Source organism: Paenibacillus allorhizoplanae, assembly GCF_927798215.1.
GTDB classification, from domain to species: Bacteria; Bacillota; Bacilli; order Paenibacillales; family NBRC-103111; genus Paenibacillus_E; species Paenibacillus_E allorhizoplanae.
In genome coordinates this window covers 1-21732 of the sequence record NZ_CAKMMW010000016.1, presented here as the reverse complement: position 1 = coordinate 21732, position 21732 = coordinate 1, and the positions used below count along the sequence as shown (strand labels likewise).

Annotated in this window: 23 protein-coding genes and 2 pseudogenes; 22 read left to right on the top strand and 3 right to left on the bottom strand. The window is 40.7% G+C overall.

Translation table 11 applies throughout. The annotated features are described in order from the left end of the window. Positions 1 to 76: 76 nt before the first annotated feature. The 6 genes and pseudogenes from L6I86_RS22885 to L6I86_RS22860 all read left to right on the top strand — a co-directional run bounded on the left by L6I86_RS22885 (position 77) and on the right by L6I86_RS22860 (position 6874). A complete protein-coding gene (locus tag L6I86_RS22885; protein WP_236290750.1) occupies positions 77 to 1456 on the top strand; it encodes an ABC transporter substrate-binding protein in 1380 nt (459 codons plus the stop codon). A gap of 69 nt (positions 1457 to 1525) precedes the next feature. Then, positions 1526 to 2407 (top strand): carbohydrate ABC transporter permease, encoded by an 882-nt coding sequence (locus L6I86_RS22880; protein WP_236290749.1) that lies wholly within the window; start codon positions 1526 to 1528, stop codon positions 2405 to 2407. Positions 2408 to 2423: 16 nt separating this feature from the next. Beyond that, positions 2424 to 3269, top strand: a complete 846-nt coding sequence (locus tag L6I86_RS22875) for a carbohydrate ABC transporter permease (RefSeq protein ID WP_200957503.1) — start codon at positions 2424 to 2426, stop codon at positions 3267 to 3269. A gap of 39 nt (positions 3270 to 3308) precedes the next feature. Further along, complete coding sequence (locus tag L6I86_RS22870) at positions 3309 to 4808, top strand: glycoside hydrolase family 32 protein (RefSeq protein ID WP_236290748.1); 1500 nt, start codon at positions 3309 to 3311, stop codon at positions 4806 to 4808. A 197-nt stretch (positions 4809 to 5005) separates the two neighbouring features. Further along, positions 5006 to 5208, top strand: a pseudogene (locus tag L6I86_RS22865) (fructokinase); the annotation flags it as partial. 322 nt (positions 5209 to 5530) lie between these two features. Next, on the top strand, positions 5531 to 6874 hold the full coding sequence (locus L6I86_RS22860; protein ID WP_236290747.1) for a NosD domain-containing protein: 1344 nt from the start codon (positions 5531 to 5533) through the stop codon (positions 6872 to 6874). 150 nt (positions 6875 to 7024) lie between these two features. On the opposite strand, the gene L6I86_RS22855 is transcribed toward L6I86_RS22860, so the two are convergent. After that, on the bottom strand, positions 7025 to 7327 hold the full coding sequence (locus tag L6I86_RS22855; RefSeq protein ID WP_236290746.1) for an integrase core domain-containing protein: 303 nt from the start codon (positions 7325 to 7327) through the stop codon (positions 7025 to 7027). Positions 7328 to 7844: 517 nt separating this feature from the next. Between L6I86_RS22855 and L6I86_RS22850 the strand changes: the two genes are divergently transcribed. From L6I86_RS22850 to L6I86_RS22830, 5 genes and pseudogenes are all read left to right on the top strand, one after another. After that, positions 7845 to 8021: a hypothetical protein gene (locus L6I86_RS22850; protein ID WP_236290745.1), complete on the top strand. Its 177-nt coding sequence runs from the start codon at positions 7845 to 7847 to the stop codon at positions 8019 to 8021. A gap of 532 nt (positions 8022 to 8553) precedes the next feature. Then, positions 8554 to 9198 (top strand): copper amine oxidase N-terminal domain-containing protein, encoded by a 645-nt coding sequence (locus L6I86_RS22845; RefSeq protein WP_236290744.1) that lies wholly within the window; start codon positions 8554 to 8556, stop codon positions 9196 to 9198. 227 nt (positions 9199 to 9425) lie between these two features. Then, entirely contained in the window at positions 9426 to 9851 is a 426-nt protein-coding gene (fosB, locus tag L6I86_RS22840; RefSeq protein ID WP_236290743.1) for a metallothiol transferase FosB, read from the top strand. Between the two features lie 328 nt (positions 9852 to 10179). Further along, positions 10180 to 11109, top strand: a complete 930-nt coding sequence (locus tag L6I86_RS22835; RefSeq protein WP_236290742.1) for a phosphotransferase family protein — start codon at positions 10180 to 10182, stop codon at positions 11107 to 11109. Positions 11110 to 11691: 582 nt separating this feature from the next. After that, positions 11692 to 11897: pseudogene (locus L6I86_RS22830) on the top strand (short-chain dehydrogenase); the annotation flags it as partial. 187 nt (positions 11898 to 12084) lie between these two features. On the opposite strand, the gene L6I86_RS22825 reads toward L6I86_RS22830, so the two are convergent. Further along, on the bottom strand, positions 12085 to 12633 hold the full coding sequence (locus L6I86_RS22825) for a TetR/AcrR family transcriptional regulator (RefSeq protein ID WP_236290741.1): 549 nt from the start codon (positions 12631 to 12633) through the stop codon (positions 12085 to 12087). Positions 12634 to 12817: 184 nt separating this feature from the next. On the opposite strand from L6I86_RS22825, the gene L6I86_RS22820 reads away from it, so the two are divergent. The 10 genes from L6I86_RS22820 to L6I86_RS22780 all read left to right on the top strand — a co-directional run bounded on the left by L6I86_RS22820 (position 12818) and on the right by L6I86_RS22780 (position 19514). Then, positions 12818 to 13858 carry an NAD(P)-dependent alcohol dehydrogenase gene (locus tag L6I86_RS22820; protein WP_236290740.1) on the top strand — a complete coding sequence of 347 codons (1041 nt, stop codon included), beginning with the start codon at positions 12818 to 12820 and terminating at the stop codon, positions 13856 to 13858. Positions 13859 to 13862: 4 nt separating this feature from the next. Next, positions 13863 to 15092, top strand: a complete 1230-nt coding sequence (locus L6I86_RS22815) for a multidrug effflux MFS transporter (RefSeq protein ID WP_236290739.1) — start codon at positions 13863 to 13865, stop codon at positions 15090 to 15092. 20 nt (positions 15093 to 15112) lie between these two features. Then, on the top strand, positions 15113 to 15508 hold the full coding sequence (locus tag L6I86_RS22810; RefSeq protein ID WP_236290738.1) for a (R)-mandelonitrile lyase: 396 nt from the start codon (positions 15113 to 15115) through the stop codon (positions 15506 to 15508). 306 nt (positions 15509 to 15814) lie between these two features. Beyond that, the gene (locus L6I86_RS22805) at positions 15815 to 15985 is read left to right on the top strand and encodes a GNAT family N-acetyltransferase (RefSeq protein WP_236290737.1); all 171 of its coding nucleotides are present in this window, start codon (positions 15815 to 15817) and stop codon (positions 15983 to 15985) included. Positions 15986 to 16206: 221 nt separating this feature from the next. Further along, a complete protein-coding gene (locus L6I86_RS22800; RefSeq protein ID WP_236290736.1) occupies positions 16207 to 16650 on the top strand; it encodes a nuclear transport factor 2 family protein in 444 nt (147 codons plus the stop codon). Positions 16651 to 16965: 315 nt separating this feature from the next. Next, the gene (locus tag L6I86_RS22795; RefSeq protein WP_236290735.1) at positions 16966 to 17166 is read left to right on the top strand and encodes a DUF4926 domain-containing protein; all 201 of its coding nucleotides are present in this window, start codon (positions 16966 to 16968) and stop codon (positions 17164 to 17166) included. A 30-nt stretch (positions 17167 to 17196) separates the two neighbouring features. Next, positions 17197 to 17328 carry a hypothetical protein gene (locus L6I86_RS35705; RefSeq protein WP_276574888.1) on the top strand — a complete coding sequence of 44 codons (132 nt, stop codon included), beginning with the start codon at positions 17197 to 17199 and terminating at the stop codon, positions 17326 to 17328. Positions 17329 to 17426: 98 nt separating this feature from the next. Then, positions 17427 to 17927 (top strand): hypothetical protein, encoded by a 501-nt coding sequence (locus tag L6I86_RS22790; RefSeq protein ID WP_236290734.1) that lies wholly within the window; start codon positions 17427 to 17429, stop codon positions 17925 to 17927. A gap of 293 nt (positions 17928 to 18220) precedes the next feature. After that, the gene (locus L6I86_RS22785; RefSeq protein WP_236290733.1) at positions 18221 to 18667 is read left to right on the top strand and encodes a GNAT family N-acetyltransferase; all 447 of its coding nucleotides are present in this window, start codon (positions 18221 to 18223) and stop codon (positions 18665 to 18667) included. A 208-nt stretch (positions 18668 to 18875) separates the two neighbouring features. Further along, entirely contained in the window at positions 18876 to 19514 is a 639-nt protein-coding gene (locus L6I86_RS22780) for an immunity protein Imm33 domain-containing protein (RefSeq protein WP_236290732.1), read from the top strand. Between the two features lie 379 nt (positions 19515 to 19893). Here the strand turns inward: L6I86_RS22780 and L6I86_RS22775 are convergent, their stop codons facing one another. After that, positions 19894 to 20763: a sigma-70 family RNA polymerase sigma factor gene (locus L6I86_RS22775; protein WP_236290731.1), complete on the bottom strand. Its 870-nt coding sequence runs from the start codon at positions 20761 to 20763 to the stop codon at positions 19894 to 19896. A gap of 375 nt (positions 20764 to 21138) precedes the next feature. Here L6I86_RS22775 and L6I86_RS22770 point away from each other — a divergent pair, with 375 nt between their 5' ends. Continuing rightward, positions 21139 to 21537, top strand: coding sequence for a DoxX family protein (locus tag L6I86_RS22770; protein WP_236290730.1), 399 nt, complete (start codon positions 21139 to 21141; stop codon positions 21535 to 21537). Positions 21538 to 21732: the final 195 nt, after the last annotated feature.

The following is a 21732-nucleotide window of genomic DNA, read 5'->3' as shown; positions in this document are numbered from 1 at the left end:
CTATGAACGCTTGGCAACCTAATTGTCCTTTAGAAGGACTACCATTTGTTAAATAATAATGAGGGGGTAACTTTTTATGAAATTAAAAGGTAAATTATTATCTGGTGTTCTTGTACTGTGCATGTCTTTTTCAGCGATTTTGGTTGGATGTTCTAGTAATGAAAAGAACCCTGAAAGCACTTCGTCCAATAAAGGACAACAAACTTCTGAGAAAGGAGCATCTGGCTCGTCGGATAAATCCATCACGGTTCTGGTTGAGGGCGGAAGTCCGGCCAATACGGTCGCCAGCCAAACGGCGGAAGAATTTAAGCAAAAGACTGGCTATGAAGTGAAGATTGAAACGGTTCCCTACATCGGTGTCTATGACAAATTGAATGTAGAAATGAAAGCTAACTCAGGTGCATACGATGTTGCCACGATCGATATCTTGTGGTTTCCTGCTTTGGCAAAAAACTTGGTAGCTATGGATGACTTAATGACGGATGAGGTCAAAAATGATTTTGTACCTAATGTAGTCGATGGCGGAAAAGTGAACGGTAAAATTCTGGGCATGCCGGTTTGGACGAACTCAAAAATTTTAATGTATCGTACCGATTTGTTTAATGATCCGAAGGAACAAGATGCATTTAAGGCTAAATATGGATATGATTTGAAGCCGCCTACGAATTGGCAGCAATATAGGGATGTCGCCAAGTTCTTTACTCGTGATACGAATAAAGATGGGGCAACTGATCTATATGGTACGGGCATATTAGGGATGAATAACGGGGATTCGGTTGCCAGTTGGTTGGACCATGCCGCTCAAGCAGGAGCAAAACCTTTGGTTGTGGGTAAAGATAATAAAGCCTTAGTCAACTCGGAACCATATGTAAAAGCGCTGGAATTTGAAACAAAGATTTTACGTGAAGACAAGTCTGCGCCAGAAGGTGCACTAAACATGGCCTCTTCTGAAATTTCTGAAATGTTCTGGAATGGAAAAATGGCTATGATGCTTGAGTGGGCTCATTTCTTTGTCCCTTCTAACGACCCAGGCAAATCGAAAGTAGCGGGGAAAGTGGGGGCCGCTCCAATGATTGCTGGTGATTCCGGAGTAGGGGTTGTGCCTGGACCTTGGTATCAAGTGATCCCGAGTACTTCCAAAAAACAAGATATCGCAAAACAGTACGTGAAATTTATTTATGAAAAAAATGAATTGTTTATGAAAGCATTAGGAGTGGCTGCACGAAAATCGGTCTTTGAAAAATACGGCCAAAAACCTGAATATGCACACCTGAAAGCGCTTGAAACTACACTGGCTGCCAGCCAAACACAAAATCGTCCAATATTGCCACATTGGAACGAAATCGAAAATGAAGCATTAGTCTCTGCAATTCAAGTAGCTCTCTCCGGAAAGGAAACACCGCAAGAAGCATTAAACAGAGCCGCAGCAAAAATTAACGAGATACAAGGAAAATAAATGGAAAAAGGGGCTCAGGTTCGAGCCCCTTTTTAACCGAATTCCAATTCTTACAGAAGGATGATGGATATGTCCCTAAGAGATCAGAAGCTTTCTTTCTTATTTTTTCTACCGGCTTTCGTCTTCATGATCTTGTTTTTTGTTTACCCAATGATGTTGCTTTTTAAAGATAGTTTTTTTGATGATGAAGATCCTTCAAAATTTATTGGTCTTCGGCATTATTCTCACGCTTTAACTTCGGACACATTCTACCAATCCTTAAACAATACAATTGTGTATGTGATAGGTGCAGTTGCAATTGAGTTAATATTGGGCATGTTTCTTGCACTTCTGCTAAGTACAGGGTTTAAAGGCGCCAACATCATTCGTACTTTGCTGTTGAGTCCATTAATGATTTCTCCTTTGGTTTGTGGTTTAATATGGAAATTTATGCTAAACGACCAATTTGGTATCTTAAATGTAATTATATACAAATTGGGCTTGATTAAGAATCCTCAAAGTATCTTGTGGTTATCTGACAGCAAGTTGGCTTTAATTTCCTGTATGATTGCTGATGTATGGCTTACCACGCCATTTATGATGTTGATATTATTAGCGGGCATACAAGGTATACCTGAAAGTTTATACGAAGCTGCCCGCATAGACGGAGCAAATAAGTTTCAAAACTTTTTGCATATCACACTGCCAAGTTTAAAACCGGTCATTTTAGTTGCAGTTGTCATACGTATGATTGATGCAGCTAAATCCTTTGATATTATTTGGGTGATGACACAAGGCGGTCCGAATGGTTCCTCTTCCTTAGTAAGCACATTAATTTATAAATCGGTAGCCAGATACAATCAAGAAGGATATGCAAGCGCAATGGCTGTAATCTTTATGATTATCTTGCTGGCAATCTGTTCATTCTTTTTTAAACAATTCTGGAATCCAAATAAGAAAGCGGTTCGATAGGAAGGAGATCAGCAAGATGGTTATTACTATGAGTAAACAAAAATCCAGAGTTGCCGGTTTATTTGTATTCGTCATCTCATGTATTTTTTTGGTTGTTACTTTATTTCCATACGCTTACCTTGTGTTATCTTCACTGAAACCGCCAAGGGAAGTGATTTCCACAACCCCTACGTTGTTGCCTTCTGTGTTTACTTTAGCCAATTATAATGCCCTGTTTCATCAACTGGCAATCGGCAAATATTTTGTTAACAGTCTTATAACTGCAATGTCAGGTACACTATTGAGTGTTTTTCTGGGTTCATTAGCTGCTTATGGCTTAACCAGATTCGCATCAAAGTTAGGGAATTTATTTCTGCTTTTTACTTTGGGTGTTCGTATGACGCCTCTGATTAGTGTTGCAATACCGATGTATCGTATTATTGGGCAATTAGGTTTAATGGATACAAAATTAGCATTAGTTTTAGTCTATACCAGCATAAACATTCCGTTTGTTATCTGGATGATGATTGGTTTTTTTGACAATTTGCCAAAAGAGCTTGATGAATCTGCACGTGTCGACGGATGCGGGATGTTTGGAACTTTTATGCGTATTATCTTACCGATCTCGCTGCCTGGAATCGCAACTACCTCAATTTTTAGCTTTATGCTTTCCTGGAATGATTTCTTGTTCGCGTTACTTTTAACAAGCACTTCGGCCAAAACGGTGCCAGTAGGAATTTCAGAGTTTTTAACAGCTTACGGTTTGGATCTAGGCCCCATGACGGCTGCGGCAACCATATTTAGCGTTCCTGTCATGCTGTTTTCGTTTGTAATGCAAAAATACATTGTTCGCGGAATGACAATGGGTGCTGTTAAAGAATAGAGAATTTGTATGATGAAATAAAGAGTGGAGGAAATATTGATGCAATATGATCACCATACGTTCCATAATCTCATGTTAGGTAAAGCAGAACAATCGGTTGCAACTATAAAGGATCATGTGGGTAAAGATCCTATGCGCTTAAAGTTTCATTTTATGCCTCCCGCCTATTGGATGAACGATCCTAACGGGCTTATATACTATCAAGGAGAATATCATATGTTTTACCAGTTTCATCCCTATTCAGCCGAGTGGGGTCCGATGCATTGGGGCCATGCAAAAAGTAAAGATTTGGTTCACTGGGAACACCTTCCTATTGCACTTGCGCCAAGTGAAGTCTATGATCTTGACCAAAAAGGCGGATGTTTTTCCGGAAGCGCCGTCGATGACAACGGGATATTGACTTTGATCTACACCGGCACGATTATGAAGGAAGGGCGTGTCATTCAAACCCAATGTATAGCTTCCAGTACCGATGGCGTGACATTTCAAAAATATGTAGGGAATCCGGTTATCTCTGTTCCTCCAGAAGGGAGTTCCTCTGATTTCAGGGATCCGAAAGTATGGAAACACGAAGATAAATGGTATATGGTCGTAGGTTCAAGTAAAGATGGAAAAGGAAGAGCTTTGCTTTATCGCTCGAATGACCTGTATGTATGGGAGTATGTAAGTGTGTTGGCTGAGAGTGACGGTACGATGGGTACGATGTGGGAATGTCCGGATATTTTTCAGCTTGGCGATCGTTATGTACTAATGTTCTCCCCAATGGGAATGGGTGAAAAAAAAGCGAGTTATTTAACTGGTTCATTAGATTATAGTAGTGGGAAATTTACTTGGGATTATTGTGGAGAAGTGGATTGCGGGTTCGAGTACTACGCTCCTCAATCCTTCCTTGATGATAATGGAAGACGTATTATTATAGGTTGGTTGAACGCTTGGGATTGGATGCCGTGGTTTCAATCGTTCGGTCCGACAAAAGCAAACTATTGGTGCGGGGCCATGTCTCTTCCGAGAACGGTTGAATTGGATACAGGCGGACGTTTGAAGTTTCTTCCGGTTGAACAATTGCAAACTTTGCGTAAAGAGCATTACGTAGTAGAGAATGTGTTGGTTGAGGAAGGGCGAAGACCCGTTCCCAAAGAAATGAATGGCGATTGTTTGGAGATCATGGTGAAGTTTTCATTGGAAGATTGCGATGCGGAAGAATTCGGATTGCGATTGAGATGTTCTGAAGACGGTAAAGAAACCTTGATATCCTACGATGTCAACTCCAAGGTACTCCGGTTTGATAGATCCCGTTCAGATTCGTTTAGTGAAGGCGTGCGAACGTGCACGCTCGAGACAACGGCTAATGATTTGGTAACATTGCAAATTTTTGTTGATACTACATGTATAGAAATCTATGCAAATGAAGGGCGCTCCGTGATGTCAAACAATATCTATCCTGATCCAGCGAGTACGGGGATTGATATTTTTTGCCGTGGAGGAACGGTTAAAATGCTTTCATTAAACGTTTGGAAACTCGAATCGATTTGGCGGTGATCCTAAGTAGTATGATGTGTATGGAATTCTCCTGATCCCAATGTGAGACAGCTTTTATGGGATGTTACCGAACACCTAACTTTTTCTACGGTAGAAGGATGGGGTTGTTCCTTCTACCATTTTAAAAGGGCGTTTAAACCCGGATTTTCGTCTGCTTCGAACGGCCATTGATGCACCGAAGAAAAATACTTTCACATTTGGGCGGCGGCGTTATGCAACAGAAGCAACTGCTTCCGATGATACGAACGGAGGTGCAGAGAAATTTAAATGGATACGTTAGTGCGGAAGCCATTCTTACGACTATCGATAAATACATCGTTCCTCCGGGATTAGGGGATAATGCCGGACTGTGCGGGCGTTGGCGCTTGGTTTGAAGGCGTTGAAAACATCTAACGAATAAACCGAAGGGCCTATTGTTTCTGTGAAAGTAAGAATATCGCCTCATCCTGCCTTCTTGGCAAGGATATTAGCGATCTTTTTGACCATATAAGAATTTATAACTTTCCGAGTCTACGGAATCGACCAATAAACCGAAACCTTCTTCAAAGGATAGTTCATTCATTCGTGGATCTTGAAGCTGCCGTAAGTAAGCGTCGGCTAGGCCCTGCAAGCGCAGTTTACGTAGGCAGGAAAAGCACGAATTCGTAAGGCTTTACTTCCAGCAATATCAAGGAAAAAGTAGTTTATGAACAAACACACTAAATTGATAGGAGAATTTATTTATGGCTAGTAAAAATTATTACGACGTAACAGAGTGGCCTGTCGGTAATCCGTATGAGGATATTGGTGAGGTAATCAATAGCATTATAGCAGATATTAAAAGTAGGCAAACGGACACTGATGTGAATAAAGGCGGAAAGCCGGGTGCGGTTATCTATATTCCACCGGGAGATTATCATCTTGGCAGTCAAGTAGTTATAGACATCAGTTATCTTAAAATTATGGGTTCTGGACACGGGTTTACATCTTCGAGTATTCGTTTTAATACTTCTGAGAATGAATGGGCGGATTTGCATGAATTGTGGCCGGGAGGAAGTCGCATACTCGTAGATATTCCCCTAGAAGTAAATGACGAGGAATATAAAGGAGCTGCATTTTATGTTGAACGAAGTGGAAATCCCCGAATAAGTTCGGTAGAGTTTTCTGACTTTTGTATTGATGGTTTGCATTTTATTGAAGATGGTTCAAGAGAAACAAATCCGGAAAACACATACACTAACGGGAAAACGGGTATTTATGTTGCAAGTGCTTGTGACTCATTTCGGATTACAGGCATGGGGTTTGTGTATTTAGAGCATGGAATTACTATTTATCATGCAGATGCACTGACTATACATGATAATTTCATCGCTGAATGTGGTAACTGTATAGAACTACGAGGTTGGGGACAGGCTTCAAAAATAACCGATAACTTGATAGGAGCCGGTTTTAAAGGATATTCAATTTACGCTCAAAATTTTGGTGGACTTTTGATTACAGCGAATAATGTTTTTCCACGAGGTGCGAGCAGTATTTATTTTGACGGTGCGACACGTTCCAGTATCACAAATAATAGACTTCATTCATTTTATCCAGGAATGGTGGTATTTAGGGGAAATTGTTCGGAAAACTTGGTTTCTTCAAATCACTTTTTACGTGACCATGAACCCTGGACTCCTTTTCTGGGAATAGATAATGGTTTAGATGATTTGTATGGTCTCCTCTATATCAGTGGCAATAATAATTCTGTAATTGCTAATCACTTTTCTGAAGGAATTAATACTCAGAACATCAAGCCGGTAGGTGCAACACCTGTAATCATACGTATTGTTTCGGGTAATGGAAATTATATTTCTAATAATCATGTTGTTGCCACGGAGGTTCATGCCAAGATAAGTGATTCTTGTTTCTCTGCGCAAGTAGACGCTTTGTTGACTACCGAAGCATCAGAGCCGCTTACCGTAACAACAGTATTGGTAGAAAAAGAGTCGCTTCAAAATACGATTCTTGATTCGGGAAGTGATGCACAGGTTGTTATGGACAAGACTTTAAATGCATTCAGAGCCACTCCAACGCCAGGAGCATAAATAATATATTCAACTATGTTTTTGTGTAGTTTTTGTTCCAAAGTTTTCTAATTTTTTGGGTGCTTCCTAGCGATGGAAGTGCCTCTTTTTATAGGTTTACCCATATTTGGATAAATGTCCAATAAAGCAGACAGAAAAAAGGAATTTTCTTTAGGAAGACTGCCAGAAAATGTATTCTTTTAAATTTGGAGAAAGCATGACAATGGCAGAATGAGGTCTTCTAGGATTATAAAACCCTTCAATATATTCGAAGCAAGCCAGTTTTACTTCTTTTAACGAAGTAAGTTTTTTACGATTCAGTTCTTCTTTCTTCATATATTTGAAAAAAGGTTCTATTACTGCATTATCCCAGGGATAAGCGAGTTTTGAACAAGATGGAACGATGGCTAAATGGTCTTGTAATTGACGGAGTTCAGAAGAAAGGTACTGTGAGCCTCTATCTGTCTTTTCCAATGAATTATTTACGGAACAGCCCATAGAAGCATCTTAAGCGATTGGTTATGAGATAAAGATGTAAGAATGGATAGCTTCAGGACTCCATCTATCCCCTTAAGGGGGGCTATTATTTTCCTCAAATCCTCAAAACAGATACCGCGGCTCGGTTTCTGTTTTGAGGATTAAACTGTCTATTTAGGATGTAAAATACATGGAATGCAGCGAAGCATCAAGTCATCTATAACACTTAACTAGAACTTAGCTGATCAATCTTCACCCTTCGATATTCCTAGTAAATCCTTGCCTTCATCAGAGATCAATACCACTGCCTTGTTCACAATAGCCATATCTTGCCTCAATCATTTATTGCTATCAGCGCTCAAAGAAAGAGAATATTGATAATTTAATTGTTTCAATAAAGGAACACCATCATTTTTTGGCCGGTAGCCCCTAGTCCTTCTTGCAGTGTCATAGCTTCGCTTGTTATTCGAGATCATAGTCCAAACAGTTAGATTTAGCCATTGAAGTCTATTCAATGGGTATCACTGAATTGAAAGAAGCTGCCGTAAGATATAACGACGATACGTATCTCAAAAAGGTAGAAGAATCACTAAAAATGATTGAACGATTTAAAAAAGGAAGAGAAGAATACCAAAAAAATCAAAAGACCGTTAATCAACTCCGTAAAGAACTCAATCTTCCTGTACTATAGTTTATTTTCTCCACACAACTAGGCTAACTGTGAACTATAGTTCACAGTTTGTTCAATATACAACACCATGAGAGGCTGCCGGCACGATCGGCAGCCTTTCGCTAAGGCATGACTTTGGGCATAGGGGATGATGTTTTCGGTCAAATGTCGTGCCTTTTTATTATGCAGTTCATGACTTTTCACAGATTTGCCGACGGCTTAATCTTGTTATAATTTTTGTGCTAGGAAGAAAGGAATGATATGAATGGACAACCCCTAAAATTAATCTGTGAGTGGCTAGGAGAAAAACCGTGTAATTGTAAAATAAGACTAATGCTCACCTATCAGGTTGAGTAACGGAATAATTAATTTGATGTAATGTGCTTCATGGTGACAACGAAACAATACACTAATGCGATGGGAAAAAAAATTGCAACAATTTCAACCAATCATACGTTTAAGGTACTGTAAGAGAAAGCTACATTCAACGAGGGGATAGAAACTAGCTAAGCATTAGAGAAATGATGGCGAAACAAAATGAGGAGGAATTTACTTGAAGAAGAAATTATTAATTGCGCTTGGACTCACTGGTGTTATCGCAGCATCTATTGCTGTTGGGGCTTATGCGGCAACGGATATTAAATTATTTATTAACGGGAAAATAATCAATGCGGATTTGCAGATCGTAGATGGATCCAGCTATGTTCCTTTGAGGGTTGTTTCTGAGTCACTTGGAGCTGATGTAAAGTGGGATGGGGACAAACGGGAGATTAGAATTACGGGACAAACGGGTCAAGTAAGCCAAACCGTCTATGAGAATACCCAATTTGGCTTCCGTTTCACGCTGCCGGACAGTTGGAAAGGGTACACGATCGTAACGGACAAATGGGAGGGTCTTTCTGTAGGGGATGCGCAAGGCGATAAGGTCAGCGGCGTGAGCCTCAGCATCCGCCATCCCGAATGGACCGCTGAACAGCCTAGACAGGATATCCCTATACTCGTCTTTACTGTCGACCAATGGAACGAGCTTCAGCAAGATAAATTCCACATCGGCGCAGCGCCTATCGGCCCAAGCGAACTGACGCGCAATGACAAATACGTGTTCGCACTTCCAGCACGCTATAACTTTGCCTACCTTGATGGCTATCAAGAAGTGGAAGACATCTTGAAGAGCAATCCGATTCGACCGATGAAGTAATCAAATACTAAAAAAGATTACCCTTTGCCATTCAACGAATGTAACATAATTGATATACTAATTTCATGTGGTATTAATGAATCAAGCCTATAATAAAACTTGCCCCCCTTTTAAATATAAACCTTAGACCCGCGGCCCGTTGCTGTGGGTCTCTTTTTTGTTACTCAATTAAGGTGCAGGATTGTTTAACAATCTACCGAATATGTAGGTACAAAGGGGGAACAACTTTGAAAATTGGAAGCATTAATCATTTACTTTTTTCTGTTACTGATTTAGATAAATCAATTCAATATTACAAGGATGTATTTGATGCAAAGTTATTAGTCAAAGGCAGAAAGTTGGCTTATTTCGATTTGAATGGATTATGGTTAGCATTAAACGTGGAGGATGACATTCCACGGAATGAAATCAAACATTCATATACACATATAGCTTTTACCGTAAAAAGCGAAGATTTTGATACCGTGGTAAAAAAACTTGAAGATTTAAATGTAAACATTCTCCCAGGCCGACTTCGAGATGATAGAGATAAACGCTCTGTATATTTTACTGACCCTGATGGGCATATATTTGAGTTCCACACGGGTACATTACAGGACAGGCTTACCTATTACAAAAGTGACAAATCACACATGGATTTTTTTGAGATATAGGCAAACTATCTTTTCGTTATATACCTAACTCAGAACAATAGTTGTGGAGCAGCCTAAGGCAGCTCCTTTTTCTTTTCATGGAGAGAAGTAATGACTAATTATACAGAAGGGAACATTGACGTAAGGAATCTCAATATGTATGATTCTAGTCGAACATACGGGGTATCATTTAGGGCAAATAATTGACCGAGTACAAAGATTCAACGAGAGGCTATAATTAAACTGAGAAGGATAACGAGAGCTCAATGGGTATCAGGAGAAGGCTTCCGACCGCCTATATCGTACCTTCCTAACAACATAAAACATGGATTTTAAAAAGAGGGTTAATATGGTATCTGAAAAAGATTATTTAGTTCTTAAACACATAGTACAGCGATATTTCGGTAAACAGTGTACTCTCTGTGAGTATGAAGTGCTACTAAGAAAAGTTGATTATTTAGTTGTACGTTTAACCCTTGTTAATCCAACCGAGCGTGTGGTTTTAAAATTAGCGGGACCTAATGCTCCGATTCTAAGTCCGTTTGATCGTACTTTTGCGATTAACCAGCAAGTTCGTAAGCAGACCACGGTTCCCACGTTTGAAGCTCTAGCCTTTGATATGTCATACGATATTGTTCCATATCGTTATCTTTTAATGACACATATTGATGGTCGATTGTGGTCCGATGTAAAAAAGGACATAGATTTGGATGATTCACAGAAATTATATCAAGACTTTGGTCGTGCAGTAGCTCAGCTACACTCCATTGAATATAGGACTTTTGGTGAAATTGGCATTCAGGGGGGAATTAACACTTCGGATCCGAATTATATATCGGCTTTATCAAATCGTGCTGAACAACGCATAAGAAATCCTTACAATCGAGAGTTGTTTGTGTCGCTATTACAACAAAATGAATGTTTGTTTAACGATGTTGTCAGTCCTCGATTAACTCACGAAGATTTGAATCCTGGAAATATCCTTGTTAGAAAAAGGAATGGACGATGGGAGTTAGCGGGTATTGTTGATTTTGATAGTGCGTGGGCAGGTGGATTTGAATCTGATTTGGCACGGTTAGAATTATGGAAGGGAATGATTGGTGAGGGCTTCTTTGAAGAATATCAAACCATCAACCCCATACCCACAAACTACACACATCGTAGATTATTACTTCAATTGCTATGGTGTCTCGAATATGCAAATCCATCTGAGGAACATCATAAAGACACAAAGAATATCTGCGACAAATTAGGAATTCCAGTTGTGACTTTTCTTTAACTGTTTCAGTGGTTCGTTCTAGATTAAACCCTTCGTAGTCTGGAGTGACAATAGGGTGAGCCGTATCACAAGATAAGATCGATCATTGAACAAACGAGGAACTGTATTGGAAGAGGAGCTGCTACTTTGAAGCGGTTTCTTTTTGGATTTCAGGCAGACGTTGGCGAAATCCAACGGCTGAAGCCCTGTGAAAAGTCACGAAATATCGTGATGAAGCAAATCTGCAGGCCATAATGAAGTGAATCCTACCGCATCGTGAAACTGAACCCGAAAGGGATAAGAGGGAGCCGAGCCACGTCTGCCCCGGCGAAGGCCATAGAACGCACAAAGACCTTGGAACCGCAGCGCGGAAGAACCCTCCGGTGTATGGGGAACGGCATGAAGAGAAAGTTGTATCTGGAAATAGGGAGACCCTCCCCCGCACGAAGTTTTTTTTTCGTAAACAGTAGACCTATAAACCCCAAAGGTGAAGAGGCGAGCTGCGGGAAGGGAGTCGGAGGGGGCTATACTACTGTGGATCCGGTGGACAACATAACCCCGGGGAGGGAAGGGCGCCGAAGGGCAATACCCCACTTTGTTTTTGGAATCGGTGTAACTTGTATAAACCCTGGTGAAATTGTACCCAAGTTCCTTTAGAGGATGGAATTGAAAAAGTCTTGTCAGCCTACAATTATACACAAATCCCCCTTCAAGATATCGTTTCATTAGTTAAATGCGTCATAAGCCTTTCCAAAGCATCTTGTGTAAAAGAAATAAATATCCCAGCAATGTTTGATGCGAATGCGTAGTCAATTATGTTTATTTAAGTTAACGGGTAACATATAGCTTAATATCAGAAGGGGCTGCCGCGTGGCAGCCCTTTCTTAATTAGCGGGCAGATACACAAATTGTTTACCTAATTACAAGCCCAGATGGTAAATTTTTAAAAATTGAAAAGAGTCAATTTAGCTGAACGCATTTGTAAGTATAAATCGACTACAGGCTTCTTCCTAACAAGGTACCAACTTGTTTAGCCATTACTTTAGGTGGAAAGGGCATCCCGTTTCTGATCCACCATTCAATTACACCTACGTAAGCAGTACCCGCATATTGCAGCATGACATCGTCAATTAAATCTGTATTTCTTCCACTTTCTCTGTCAATTTCACCTTTGAAGCCTTCAATAAAAGAAGCAAGAAGTCGAGTTCTAAAGGCTGACGGGACCCCTGTACTTGCTAACATCGTCGAAAAAAATAAATAGTTCTTCTCAAAATATTCAAAATATGGGACAAGAGCCTCGTTCCAATCCATCTTACAGGCCCATTCATCCATTTCTCCTAATTCATTGAGATGAGTTTCTATGAGGTTATCTAATAAATCAAATTTGTCTTGATAATGAAGATAAATGGTTCCGCGATTTAAGTTTGCTCGGTCTGCAATATCCTGAATGGTGATATCATCGAAAATTTTTTCTGTCATCAGTCCAATAACCGCGTTTTTCAAAGCTTCCTGTGTTTTGAGAATTCTACGATCCACTTTAGCCATCGTACACCCACCCAACTTCTATGATACTTAACAACTTCAGCCGATCTGTTGAGATCTCAACAGATTACAGTTTTTTAACCATTGAATTTACTTGCTTAATTATATAATAATAGACACAAGTTGGCTAATCAAATGAATTTGATTAATCATCATAATTTGTTTTATGGAAAAGGAGACAACGCCCATGTGCAAAACTCACGTTCTAAGTGTTTCAGCGGCCAAAGCGCCTTTTGAAAAGACTACGATTGAAAGACGACAATTACGACCAGATGACGTGTCGATCGATATTAAGTTTAGCGGCATTTGCCATTCCGATATTCATAGTACACACGGGGACTGGGCTGGAGGGATTTTTCCAATGGTGCCTGGTCATGAAATTGCCGGGATTGTAAAGGATGTAGGGGGGAAGGTAACAAAATTTGCTGTAGGTGACCGCGTTGGCGTAGGCTGCTATGTGGACTCTTGCGGAGAGTGCGAGTACTGCCTCCGAGGCGAAGAGCAGCATTGTACAAAAGGTGTTGTAGCCACGTACAACTCCTTGGACTATGACGGAAATCCAACCTATGGTGGTTATGGCCAAAACATTGTCGTTACAGAAAGATTCGTTGTGCATATTCCGGATCGTATGGAGTTAGATGTAGCCAGTCCGCTATTATGTGCTGGCATTACGACGTATTCCCCTTTAAAACGCTGGAAAGCTGGTCCAGGAAAAAAGGTAGCTATCTTAGGTATGGGTGGTCTTGGCCACGTTGCGATTCAGTTTGCTCGTGCGATGGGGGCGGAAGTATCAGTCTTAAGCCGGGCAAAAGATAAAAAGAATGAAGCGCTCAGTTTTGGCGCGGATCATTATTTTTCAACAATTGACACTGAAACTTTTAACATGCTAACAGGCCGTTTCGACCTGATTCTAAACACCGTATCCGCGCCAATTGACGTCGATGGGTACCTATCGCTGCTTCGCGTAGATGGTACACTCATTAATGTGGGCGCACCGGCGGAACCAAGTCAATACAATGTTTTCTCGCTAATCATGAGCCGCCGTAGTATAGCGGGTTCCTTAGTTGGCGGGCTTCTGGAAACGCAGGAGATGCTTGATTTTGCTGCAGCGCATGGCATTAAGCCTCAAATCGAGGTCATCCGTGCCGATCAAGTTGACGAAGCGTATGAGCGAATTCTGCGGAGTGACGTGCGTTACAGATTCGTTATCGACATCTCCACATTATAGACGAATGAACAATAAACTTAAAAAGCAATCGCTTCGACTAGCCCTAATTCTAGCTGCGTTTTCAGCTTTGGGGCCATTTACGGTCGATATGTATCTTGCATCGCTTCCACAGATTATGGTTGAATTCAAAAGCAATGCATCTATGATTCAAGCGAGTTTAACTGCCAGCTTATTAGGATTAGGCTTAGGGCAGATGGTAATGGGGCCCTTAAGCGATAAATATGGAAGACGGACGCCATTGCTGATCGCCTTGATTCTTTATATCGTTTCATCAAGCGCTTGTGCTTTAGTACCCAATATTGAATCCTTCATCCTTTTACGATTTATTCAAGGGGTTGCCGCGTCAGCAGGCATCGTGATTGCAGGTGCGATTGCTCGTGACACATATAGCGGAGTCGAATTGACGAAGTTTATCTCTCTGCTTACGATGATCAGCAAAGTCGCTCCATTAGTTTCCCCAAATGCCGGAAGTGCAGTCACTTCATTCAGTTCCTGGGTTGGCGTGTTTGTTTTTCTGGGGTTATTAGGAATACTAATAACGGGGATCACAGCATGGGGATTAGAAGAAAGCTTACCTGTAAAAGATCGGGTCACTGGCAATTTCATAGAATTAATAAAAAATTACAATCGTCTGTTTCGGGATCGAATATTTATTGGATATGCCCTAGTAAATGGTATGTTGTTCGCCGGTGTCTTTGCCTTTGTTGCCGGTACTCCGTTTATCTATCAGAACATTTTCGAGTTGTCACCGCAAATGTTCTCGATCCTGTTTGCCATGAATGGTCTTGCTATTATGATTGGATCGCAGATTGTCAAACGAGTGGCAGGTAGCCTAACGGAAGGCAGTATATTTCGGATTGGATTATGGCTATCCTTCTTTTCGAGTTCCGCTATCCTTATTACAGTTCTCTCTAAGGGTTCATTATCGGCGATATTTGTATCAACCTTCTTATTTGCTGTATCCATTGGTATCATAGGACCGGTTTCTTTTACCTTAGCGATGCAATCGCATGGACAGATTGCGGGAAGTGCGTCTGCTGTGCTAGGTACTTTTAAATATGCGTTAGGCGCAGTTACATCCCCACTTGTGGGAATTGCGGGAGAGCAATCAGCCGTTCCATTCGGAATTATTATGATTACAACCAGTTTATTGGCCATCGTATCCTATATCGTCCTCATTAGGAAGGTAGGGACTCAAAGCGATGGAATTAAAAAAGCTAGAACAAATGCCTAACCAACGGAGGGATTCAAAAAATGGAAATTAGAAGAGTCGGTTCACAACCTTCAGGTAAAGGACCATCGGATTATTTTACAGGCACGGTTCGCATCGATCCACTGTTTGAAGCAGCGGAGCCTGCACGCGTAGCTGGAGCCAGCGTATCGTTCGAACCAGGTGCACGGACAGCATGGCACACGCATCCACTCGGGCAAACGCTAATCGTAACGGCTGGCAAAGGGCGAGTTCAACGTTGGGGAGGTCCAATCGAGGAAATTAGTCCCGGTGACGTGGTTTGGTTTCCGCCCGGAGAGAAACATTGGCATGGTGCTTCGCCTACCACAGCAATGACGCATACAGCCATTCAAGAACGGCTTGATGGAAAGGCCGTCGAATGGATGGAAAAAGTGAGTGAGGATCAATATAACTTTTAAAACACGTGAACGTGGCGTAAATAACCATCATTTCCAAGACTTGCAATAGATATTCAGAAGTAACATTGCCGCGTATATCGCGGCTTTTTGTTTTATGAGGTATAGTTGCTCTTATTTCATGACTTTAGATGTTTTTCTTAATTATACTGCAGTTTTCTCAAATAGAACTAAATGAAGAAGGCAGTTGGGAATTGTTTTTAAGGAAGTTGAAAACTTCATCGTGCCATTGAGCTAACGGAGAACATTACTTCAGTAGGGATTCTCCAGCTGCAGTCGTAGCCAGAGGCTCCCTTTTTCTTTGAAAAATTGGGGAGGAACGTTGGGCGAGTTCGTCGACTGTATGTATCAGCAAGTGTACGCCGATTCGGTGTGGGTCGGATGCTCGTGCAATCGGTTATTGCAGAAGCTAGAAATTACTATCAAATACTTGTTTTAAAACCGATAATTCAGTCGCGGATCGCTCACTTGGGTTTATAGCAAAGACAGATTCGGAAAGAGATACTCACTTTCTTCAGCTATGAGAGTTCAGATCAGATTATGGACAACAGGTTACGCTAACGCAGTACGATAGCTTAATAAACAACTAAAATATGGATTTTGTTGGAAATTTGAATGTACCCAATATATACTAAAAATAACAACTAAGAATACGGAAGAACAAGTAATAGGCGCAAATAATTAGAAGAGGATGATGTGAAATGGTTCAAGAAGCGAACAAGAATTTAACATTAGTTCAGAGATTCTTCGAGTGTTATGGAAGTGGCGATTTAGACACAATGAAGCGTGAAATTTTAGATGAAAATGTAACTTGGATAATCCCAGGTCACCATCCACTGGCAGGTGTGAAGAATGGCGCGGATGAGATTATTAATTATTTTGCAACAATTGCCAAAGCTAATTTTAAAGCTGAAGTTATTTCACTTTCAGCCAGCGAGAATCATGTGGTCGATGTGCATCGTGGTTGGGGAGAATACGGAGAGCATAAAGTGGATATGAACTGGGTTCTTGTCTATCAAATTGAGAACGGACGAATTAAGCAGGCACAGAATTTTGCTGCTGATCAACATATAGCCGATCAGTTCTTTTGGAATGTTTGGGGAGACCAGCTCAAACCGGTTCCAGATCGACTTCAAAGTGTCTGAGCTAGTGATTCGACATTCTACTAAAGGAAACCAATTAAGGGCTACCGCGAGGTGGTCCTTTTCTTAACTAGCGGTTAGAAGTTTTCGAGCATTTTGGAAAGACCTTAGTACCTCTTATATTATCTATGAAAGCATGGGGGGAGGGGAATTTACATGCCATTCTCGCCGAAAAAACGCGATAGATGTGCAGCAACACCTTTACACTTCTCATCAAATTAATCTGTGTAGGTTGATGACACCTCAGTAGCCTGTTGAGGGACGGGCAGTTTTCCTCAATCAGTTAAATATATCTGGAAAAACGTGAGGGGATTTCAAGTGAAATATAAATTATTTGATGTTGTGAGATTGCTAAAGGATTTCTCCGAAGAAGGCGTATTTAAGGGAGAGGTTGCAGCTATTGTAGAAGTTTATACAAACCCAATGGAAGGATACGAATTAGAGTTTGTGGGTGAAGGTGGAATTACAAAGGCATTGTTTGCTGTAAGACCAGACGACATTGAACTTGCGGGTAGATAAGTTTAATACAATTTCCCAAGGAGTGAGCTTTTGAATAGCAAATTGCTTGAAGTTTTAATATCTATTGTGCTTGGCTTTTTTTCGGGAATATTACTGAGCGGTGGCCGGATACATATTGAAGAAAGCGGTATTCATATTTACTTGGCTGCATCTTTTGGATAAAACGTCTTTTCGTATTTAAGAGTTATATAATTGAGCTAGTGTTAAGCTAACGTAAGAACGATACTTTATATTGGGAGAAAAATGGGGTGAGCCTACTAATGCAGAAATCGATATTTTATCCCTTATTATCGCTATTCTTACTTGTTGCAATCGTATATGCGGGTTATCACCTATTTTGGTTCCTAATGACTGAACGACCCGTTCCTAAAATACGAACGATCGCGACAGAATTAAAGGTTTCAAACGTTGAATTGTTTGGACCAGCAACTACTGACTTGCTTCATACAAGTCCGTATTATTTTGCTTTTAAAGCAAAAAAGGATGGAAAGCCAGTCATCATTGTTGTTGATCAGTATTTTGGTCGTTCGGAAAAGAAAGATCCTTTAGTTAATCATTCTTACATTTTTATATATCCCCATTCAGAAAACATTCAAGAAAATAGGATCGAAGTGTCCGATGGTCAAGATAAATATGAAAGTACAGCGATTAAACAAATCATAGTTACTGGAGGAAATCCTACTAATCTGATTTTTGAATTAGAAAATAAAAAGGTAATTAACACCTATGATTGGGGACTGCGTCTAATTAAAGATTACTAATGTAATCGACCGATGAGAAGAGTGCCACATTTTCTGGAGGTAAACAGAAGATATTTGAGTTGGATTGCGACAGCGAAGACAACTGGCAGGTTCACAATTAACAGGTCTCGAGAGGATTCAAGTTAGATTTATATTTGGACGAATTGTTGCGCTAACGAAGAACATTACTTCAGTAGGGATTCTCCAGCTGCAGTCGTAGCCAGAGGCTCCCTTTTTCTTTGAAAAATTGGGGAGGATACTATCAATACTGTGTTGAATAAAGATGAAAAAACGATCTCAAGGAGATGGCTTAAATGAATGAGTTTACCATTACGAAAGTGAAGCATCTAGAATCTGATAAGTTAATGCGCTTGGTGGAAGAGAGTACGAGTGAAGGATTCAAGCATATCAAACGTTTGGTAACCGATTTCGATGAAGGAATTAACAAATTCGATCTGGATGGCGAGGCGCTCTATATCGCTATTTTAAATGGAGAAATTGTTGGGGTTTGCGGATTGAATCAAGACCCATATTCGCGTATGAAAAACGTTGGGCGAGTTCGTCGACTGTATGTATCACCAAGTGTACGCCGATTTGGGGTGGGTCGGATGCTCGTGCAATCGGTTATTGCAGAAGCTAGAAATTACTATCAAATACTTGTTTTAAAAACCGATAATTCAGTCGCGGATTTACTATATCGCTCACTTGGGTTTATAGCAAGGACAGATTCGGAAAGAGATACTCACTTTCTTCAGCTATGAGAGTTCAGATCAGATTATGGACAACAGGTTACGCTAACGCAGAACGATAATGTAATAATCAGGGAGCAGATCGCCTCGCGGCAACTGTTCCCAGGATTCGTTGAGGGAGTATAGATTAATGACAAGGGAAAAGTGATATGGAACTAGAATTACTAATCAACTGTAAAAAGGGTCGAAGTGCAATGATTTTGAAATGAGGATAAAATGAATGATTGAATATCGCGGAATTGAAATTTTGTTTGAAAATGGATACATTCGGACAAAAGGACTATATAAATTGATTGAAAAGGAATTTATTATATCCATTAAAAAAAGGTTGCATAATGAGTATGTAGAGCTGATCAGATACCTAATTAACTACGTAATTGATGCTAAACCATTAATTAAGCCTGACAACACCATTGCATACCATTCTTGGTTGGTAAAATGTTGTGAACTTTCTGAATTTTATTACGAGATATGGGAAGTCCAAAGCAATGGTGAAGGTTTTGGAAAAGGTGCAGACTATGCAATTAAAGTAGTCCAAGAACAGAAACAAGAATGTCAGGCATACGGAGCAACTCCGAAATTTCCAATTTTCAATCAAATGATAGTTATTTCTAAAGGTGTGTACGAAGGACTAGCAGTCGATGCAGTGAGATATCCTTCACCAGAGCATATGTCAGGATGGTGGCTTACAACTGACCTGTATGATGATAACGTGGGATCTTTGATGACGGTTCATTATCACCATTTAGCATTTAAAAGGCCAGATCTAATCAAATATTTCGCTTTACCTTATGGATATAGATTTAATACCACAGGGAAAGAACAAGATGTTTGGTTCGATGAAAATGCATTAAAATAACCATTTTTATGCCTCAGAGCTGGTCGATTACGCTAACGTAAGAACTATAGCTCAGGAGCTGCATTGTGCAGCTCTTTTTTGATTCCATTAAAGTAACTGGCAGAATTGTTTAATAAATCTTATCCCTTGAAGCCAAAACATCAATTCACTATTATTAGGAATTGGGCGTTTTTTTATGGACACCATTTTAAACCATCCCAAGATAAATAGAATTGAGAGTTATACGAAATTAATGAGAAAAACAACTAGATAAGCTTTTTAACGGTTTGTTCAGATGTCTACTGAATAAAGCACAAAAAATACTCATTGTCTGCGAACTGGACAGTGGGTTTTTATGTGCTTTTTTATGTGCTTTTGTATGTTTTTTGAAGCTAGCCTATCAATCGTTCATTTCTGTTAAGTCGAGCTGGAGAAGGCGCGTTTGTTCGGCAATTATGTCGATCTCGGAGATCTTACCAACCACAATCTTGAGTTCGAGTACGAAAAGCAGTCGACCATGAGGAGCTATGGCTACGCCTAGGGATCCGTTCACGAGCACCGGGCGAGCATCTTGGGTATGACCAGCGAGTCCCTTGGCAACAGCATGAGCACCGTGAACAACTGGCCATGAAGGAAATGCAGGGTCGTTTCGGAGCACGGCATCGGGGTCTAATACCTCAAGAAGTTTCTCGAAATCTCCTGAGCGAGATGCAGCTAAGAAAGCATCTACAAGTTCCCGTTTTCGCTTGAAATCCTCTGAATCCGCAGTCGCTTTCGCTCCCTGAACCCGACGGCGTGCACGGCTCGCAAGTTGTCTGGCTGCAACCTCGTTACGCCCTATAATCGAGGCGATTTCCGAGAAAGATAACGCGAAAATATCGTGCAATACGAATGAGATGCGTTCGGCTGGATTCAAATTTCCAAGGACCATGAGTATCGCAAGACCAACAGAGTCGGCCAATAATGCTTCGTGCTCAGGATTGCTTTCGTCCTCATGGCTATTAACCGGTTCAGGTGCGTTCACCAGAGTAAGCTCCTCACGCCGCGATTTACGAGTTCGCAGCATATCCAAACATACCCTAGAGACTATAGTTGTCAGCCATCCCCCCATATTCTCGACCTCATCCGTATTGGTGCGGCTAAGACGAATCCATGACTCCTGTACAGCATCATCCGCATCGCTTAAAGATCCAAGTATCCGGTAGGCCACCTTTTGCAAGTGATTTCGATACGCCTCGAATTGTTCCACAAGCCAATCATGATCGTTCATACATCACATTCCTTCCTTCGGTTCCTTTATACAGATATGTCGTACGAAACTCAACAAACGTGACAACGGAGATATACGAAATCTGCATCTTACTTATTCTTAAAAAGTTTTCACCGTATCCGTCACGTTTCTTCGCTGACTTACGACATAGTAAGTGATAAGGGAAACCGGATCATACGAAGAATACAGAGGGTGTCCCGTAAAGAACATTTGAACTAAGGAGTTGATTATTGTGAGTATGAGTTCTACGAGAAGCGAACACAAATCACCATGTTGTTCAAAACAACGATAAAGCTAAAGCTACCCAATATTTTGAAGCATTGAAGCAAGATGGTCAAGTGAACGATCCGCATCATTAATGGTAATACGAAATTTTTGACACTTATAATAAGGGAGGAAATCGTAATGACTGTATTTTCCATCGCTCTTCAAAGTTTACTAGTCTTATACTATACCTTTTCAGGAAGCGCCAAGATCGCAGGGGTTAAATACTGGTCTGATATTTTCAAGAATCTTGGACTACCGCAGTGGTTTCGTGTAGTCACAGGTATTGTCCAGTTAGTCGGAGCAGCATTACTCATCATTGGCTACTGGTATGTAGAGGTGGTCGCATGGGCTTGCATTTGGCTTGGAGTCACTATGTTATTGGCATGTCTCGCGCATTTCAGGGTCAAGGACCCAATCAGCAAATCGGCAGCGGCATTCGTTTTTACTGTGTTAATCATCACTCTGTCCATCATTAATGCAGATGGTCTGATGCTTCCATTATTTTAAGAATAAACTTGGTTAAACCAGAAGCTGTAATAAATGCAGTGGAGAGTTTATAAAGCTAAACATTCCTGTATAGCCTAAGAAATGGGCTTTGTCAAAATGATGGGTTTGTCGACGGGTAGATACCCAACACCATCAAGGAGGCGCTCTTATTATGAAGTTTAAGCAATCAGACGGACAAAATCAACGTATTGAACG

What these genes read in the sequence shown, in the direction of transcription:
- L6I86_RS22885 (WP_236290750.1), top strand. Translation starts at nt 77, where the DNA reads ATGAAATTAAAAGGTAAATTATTATCTGGTGTTCTTGTACTGTGCATG.
- L6I86_RS22880 (WP_236290749.1), top strand. Translation starts at nt 1,526, where the DNA reads ATGTCCCTAAGAGATCAGAAGCTTTCTTTCTTATTTTTTCTACCGGCT.
- L6I86_RS22875 (WP_200957503.1), top strand. Translation starts at nt 2,424, where the DNA reads ATGGTTATTACTATGAGTAAACAAAAATCCAGAGTTGCCGGTTTATTT.
- L6I86_RS22870 (WP_236290748.1), top strand. Translation starts at nt 3,309, where the DNA reads ATGCAATATGATCACCATACGTTCCATAATCTCATGTTAGGTAAAGCA.
- L6I86_RS22860 (WP_236290747.1), top strand. Translation starts at nt 5,531, where the DNA reads ATGGCTAGTAAAAATTATTACGACGTAACAGAGTGGCCTGTCGGTAAT.
- L6I86_RS22850 (WP_236290745.1), top strand. Translation starts at nt 7,845, where the DNA reads ATGGGTATCACTGAATTGAAAGAAGCTGCCGTAAGATATAACGACGAT.
- L6I86_RS22835 (WP_236290742.1), top strand. Translation starts at nt 10,180, where the DNA reads ATGGTATCTGAAAAAGATTATTTAGTTCTTAAACACATAGTACAGCGA.
- L6I86_RS22825 (WP_236290741.1), bottom strand. Translation starts at nt 12,633, where the DNA reads ATGGCTAAAGTGGATCGTAGAATTCTCAAAACACAGGAAGCTTTGAAA.
- L6I86_RS22820 (WP_236290740.1), top strand. Translation starts at nt 12,818, where the DNA reads ATGTGCAAAACTCACGTTCTAAGTGTTTCAGCGGCCAAAGCGCCTTTT.
- L6I86_RS22815 (WP_236290739.1), top strand. Translation starts at nt 13,863, where the DNA reads ATGAACAATAAACTTAAAAAGCAATCGCTTCGACTAGCCCTAATTCTA.
- L6I86_RS22810 (WP_236290738.1), top strand. Translation starts at nt 15,113, where the DNA reads ATGGAAATTAGAAGAGTCGGTTCACAACCTTCAGGTAAAGGACCATCG.
- L6I86_RS22800 (WP_236290736.1), top strand. Translation starts at nt 16,207, where the DNA reads ATGGTTCAAGAAGCGAACAAGAATTTAACATTAGTTCAGAGATTCTTC.
- L6I86_RS22790 (WP_236290734.1), top strand. Translation starts at nt 17,427, where the DNA reads ATGCAGAAATCGATATTTTATCCCTTATTATCGCTATTCTTACTTGTT.
- L6I86_RS22785 (WP_236290733.1), top strand. Translation starts at nt 18,221, where the DNA reads ATGAATGAGTTTACCATTACGAAAGTGAAGCATCTAGAATCTGATAAG.
- L6I86_RS22780 (WP_236290732.1), top strand. Translation starts at nt 18,876, where the DNA reads ATGATTGAATATCGCGGAATTGAAATTTTGTTTGAAAATGGATACATT.
- L6I86_RS22775 (WP_236290731.1), bottom strand. Translation starts at nt 20,763, where the DNA reads ATGAACGATCATGATTGGCTTGTGGAACAATTCGAGGCGTATCGAAAT.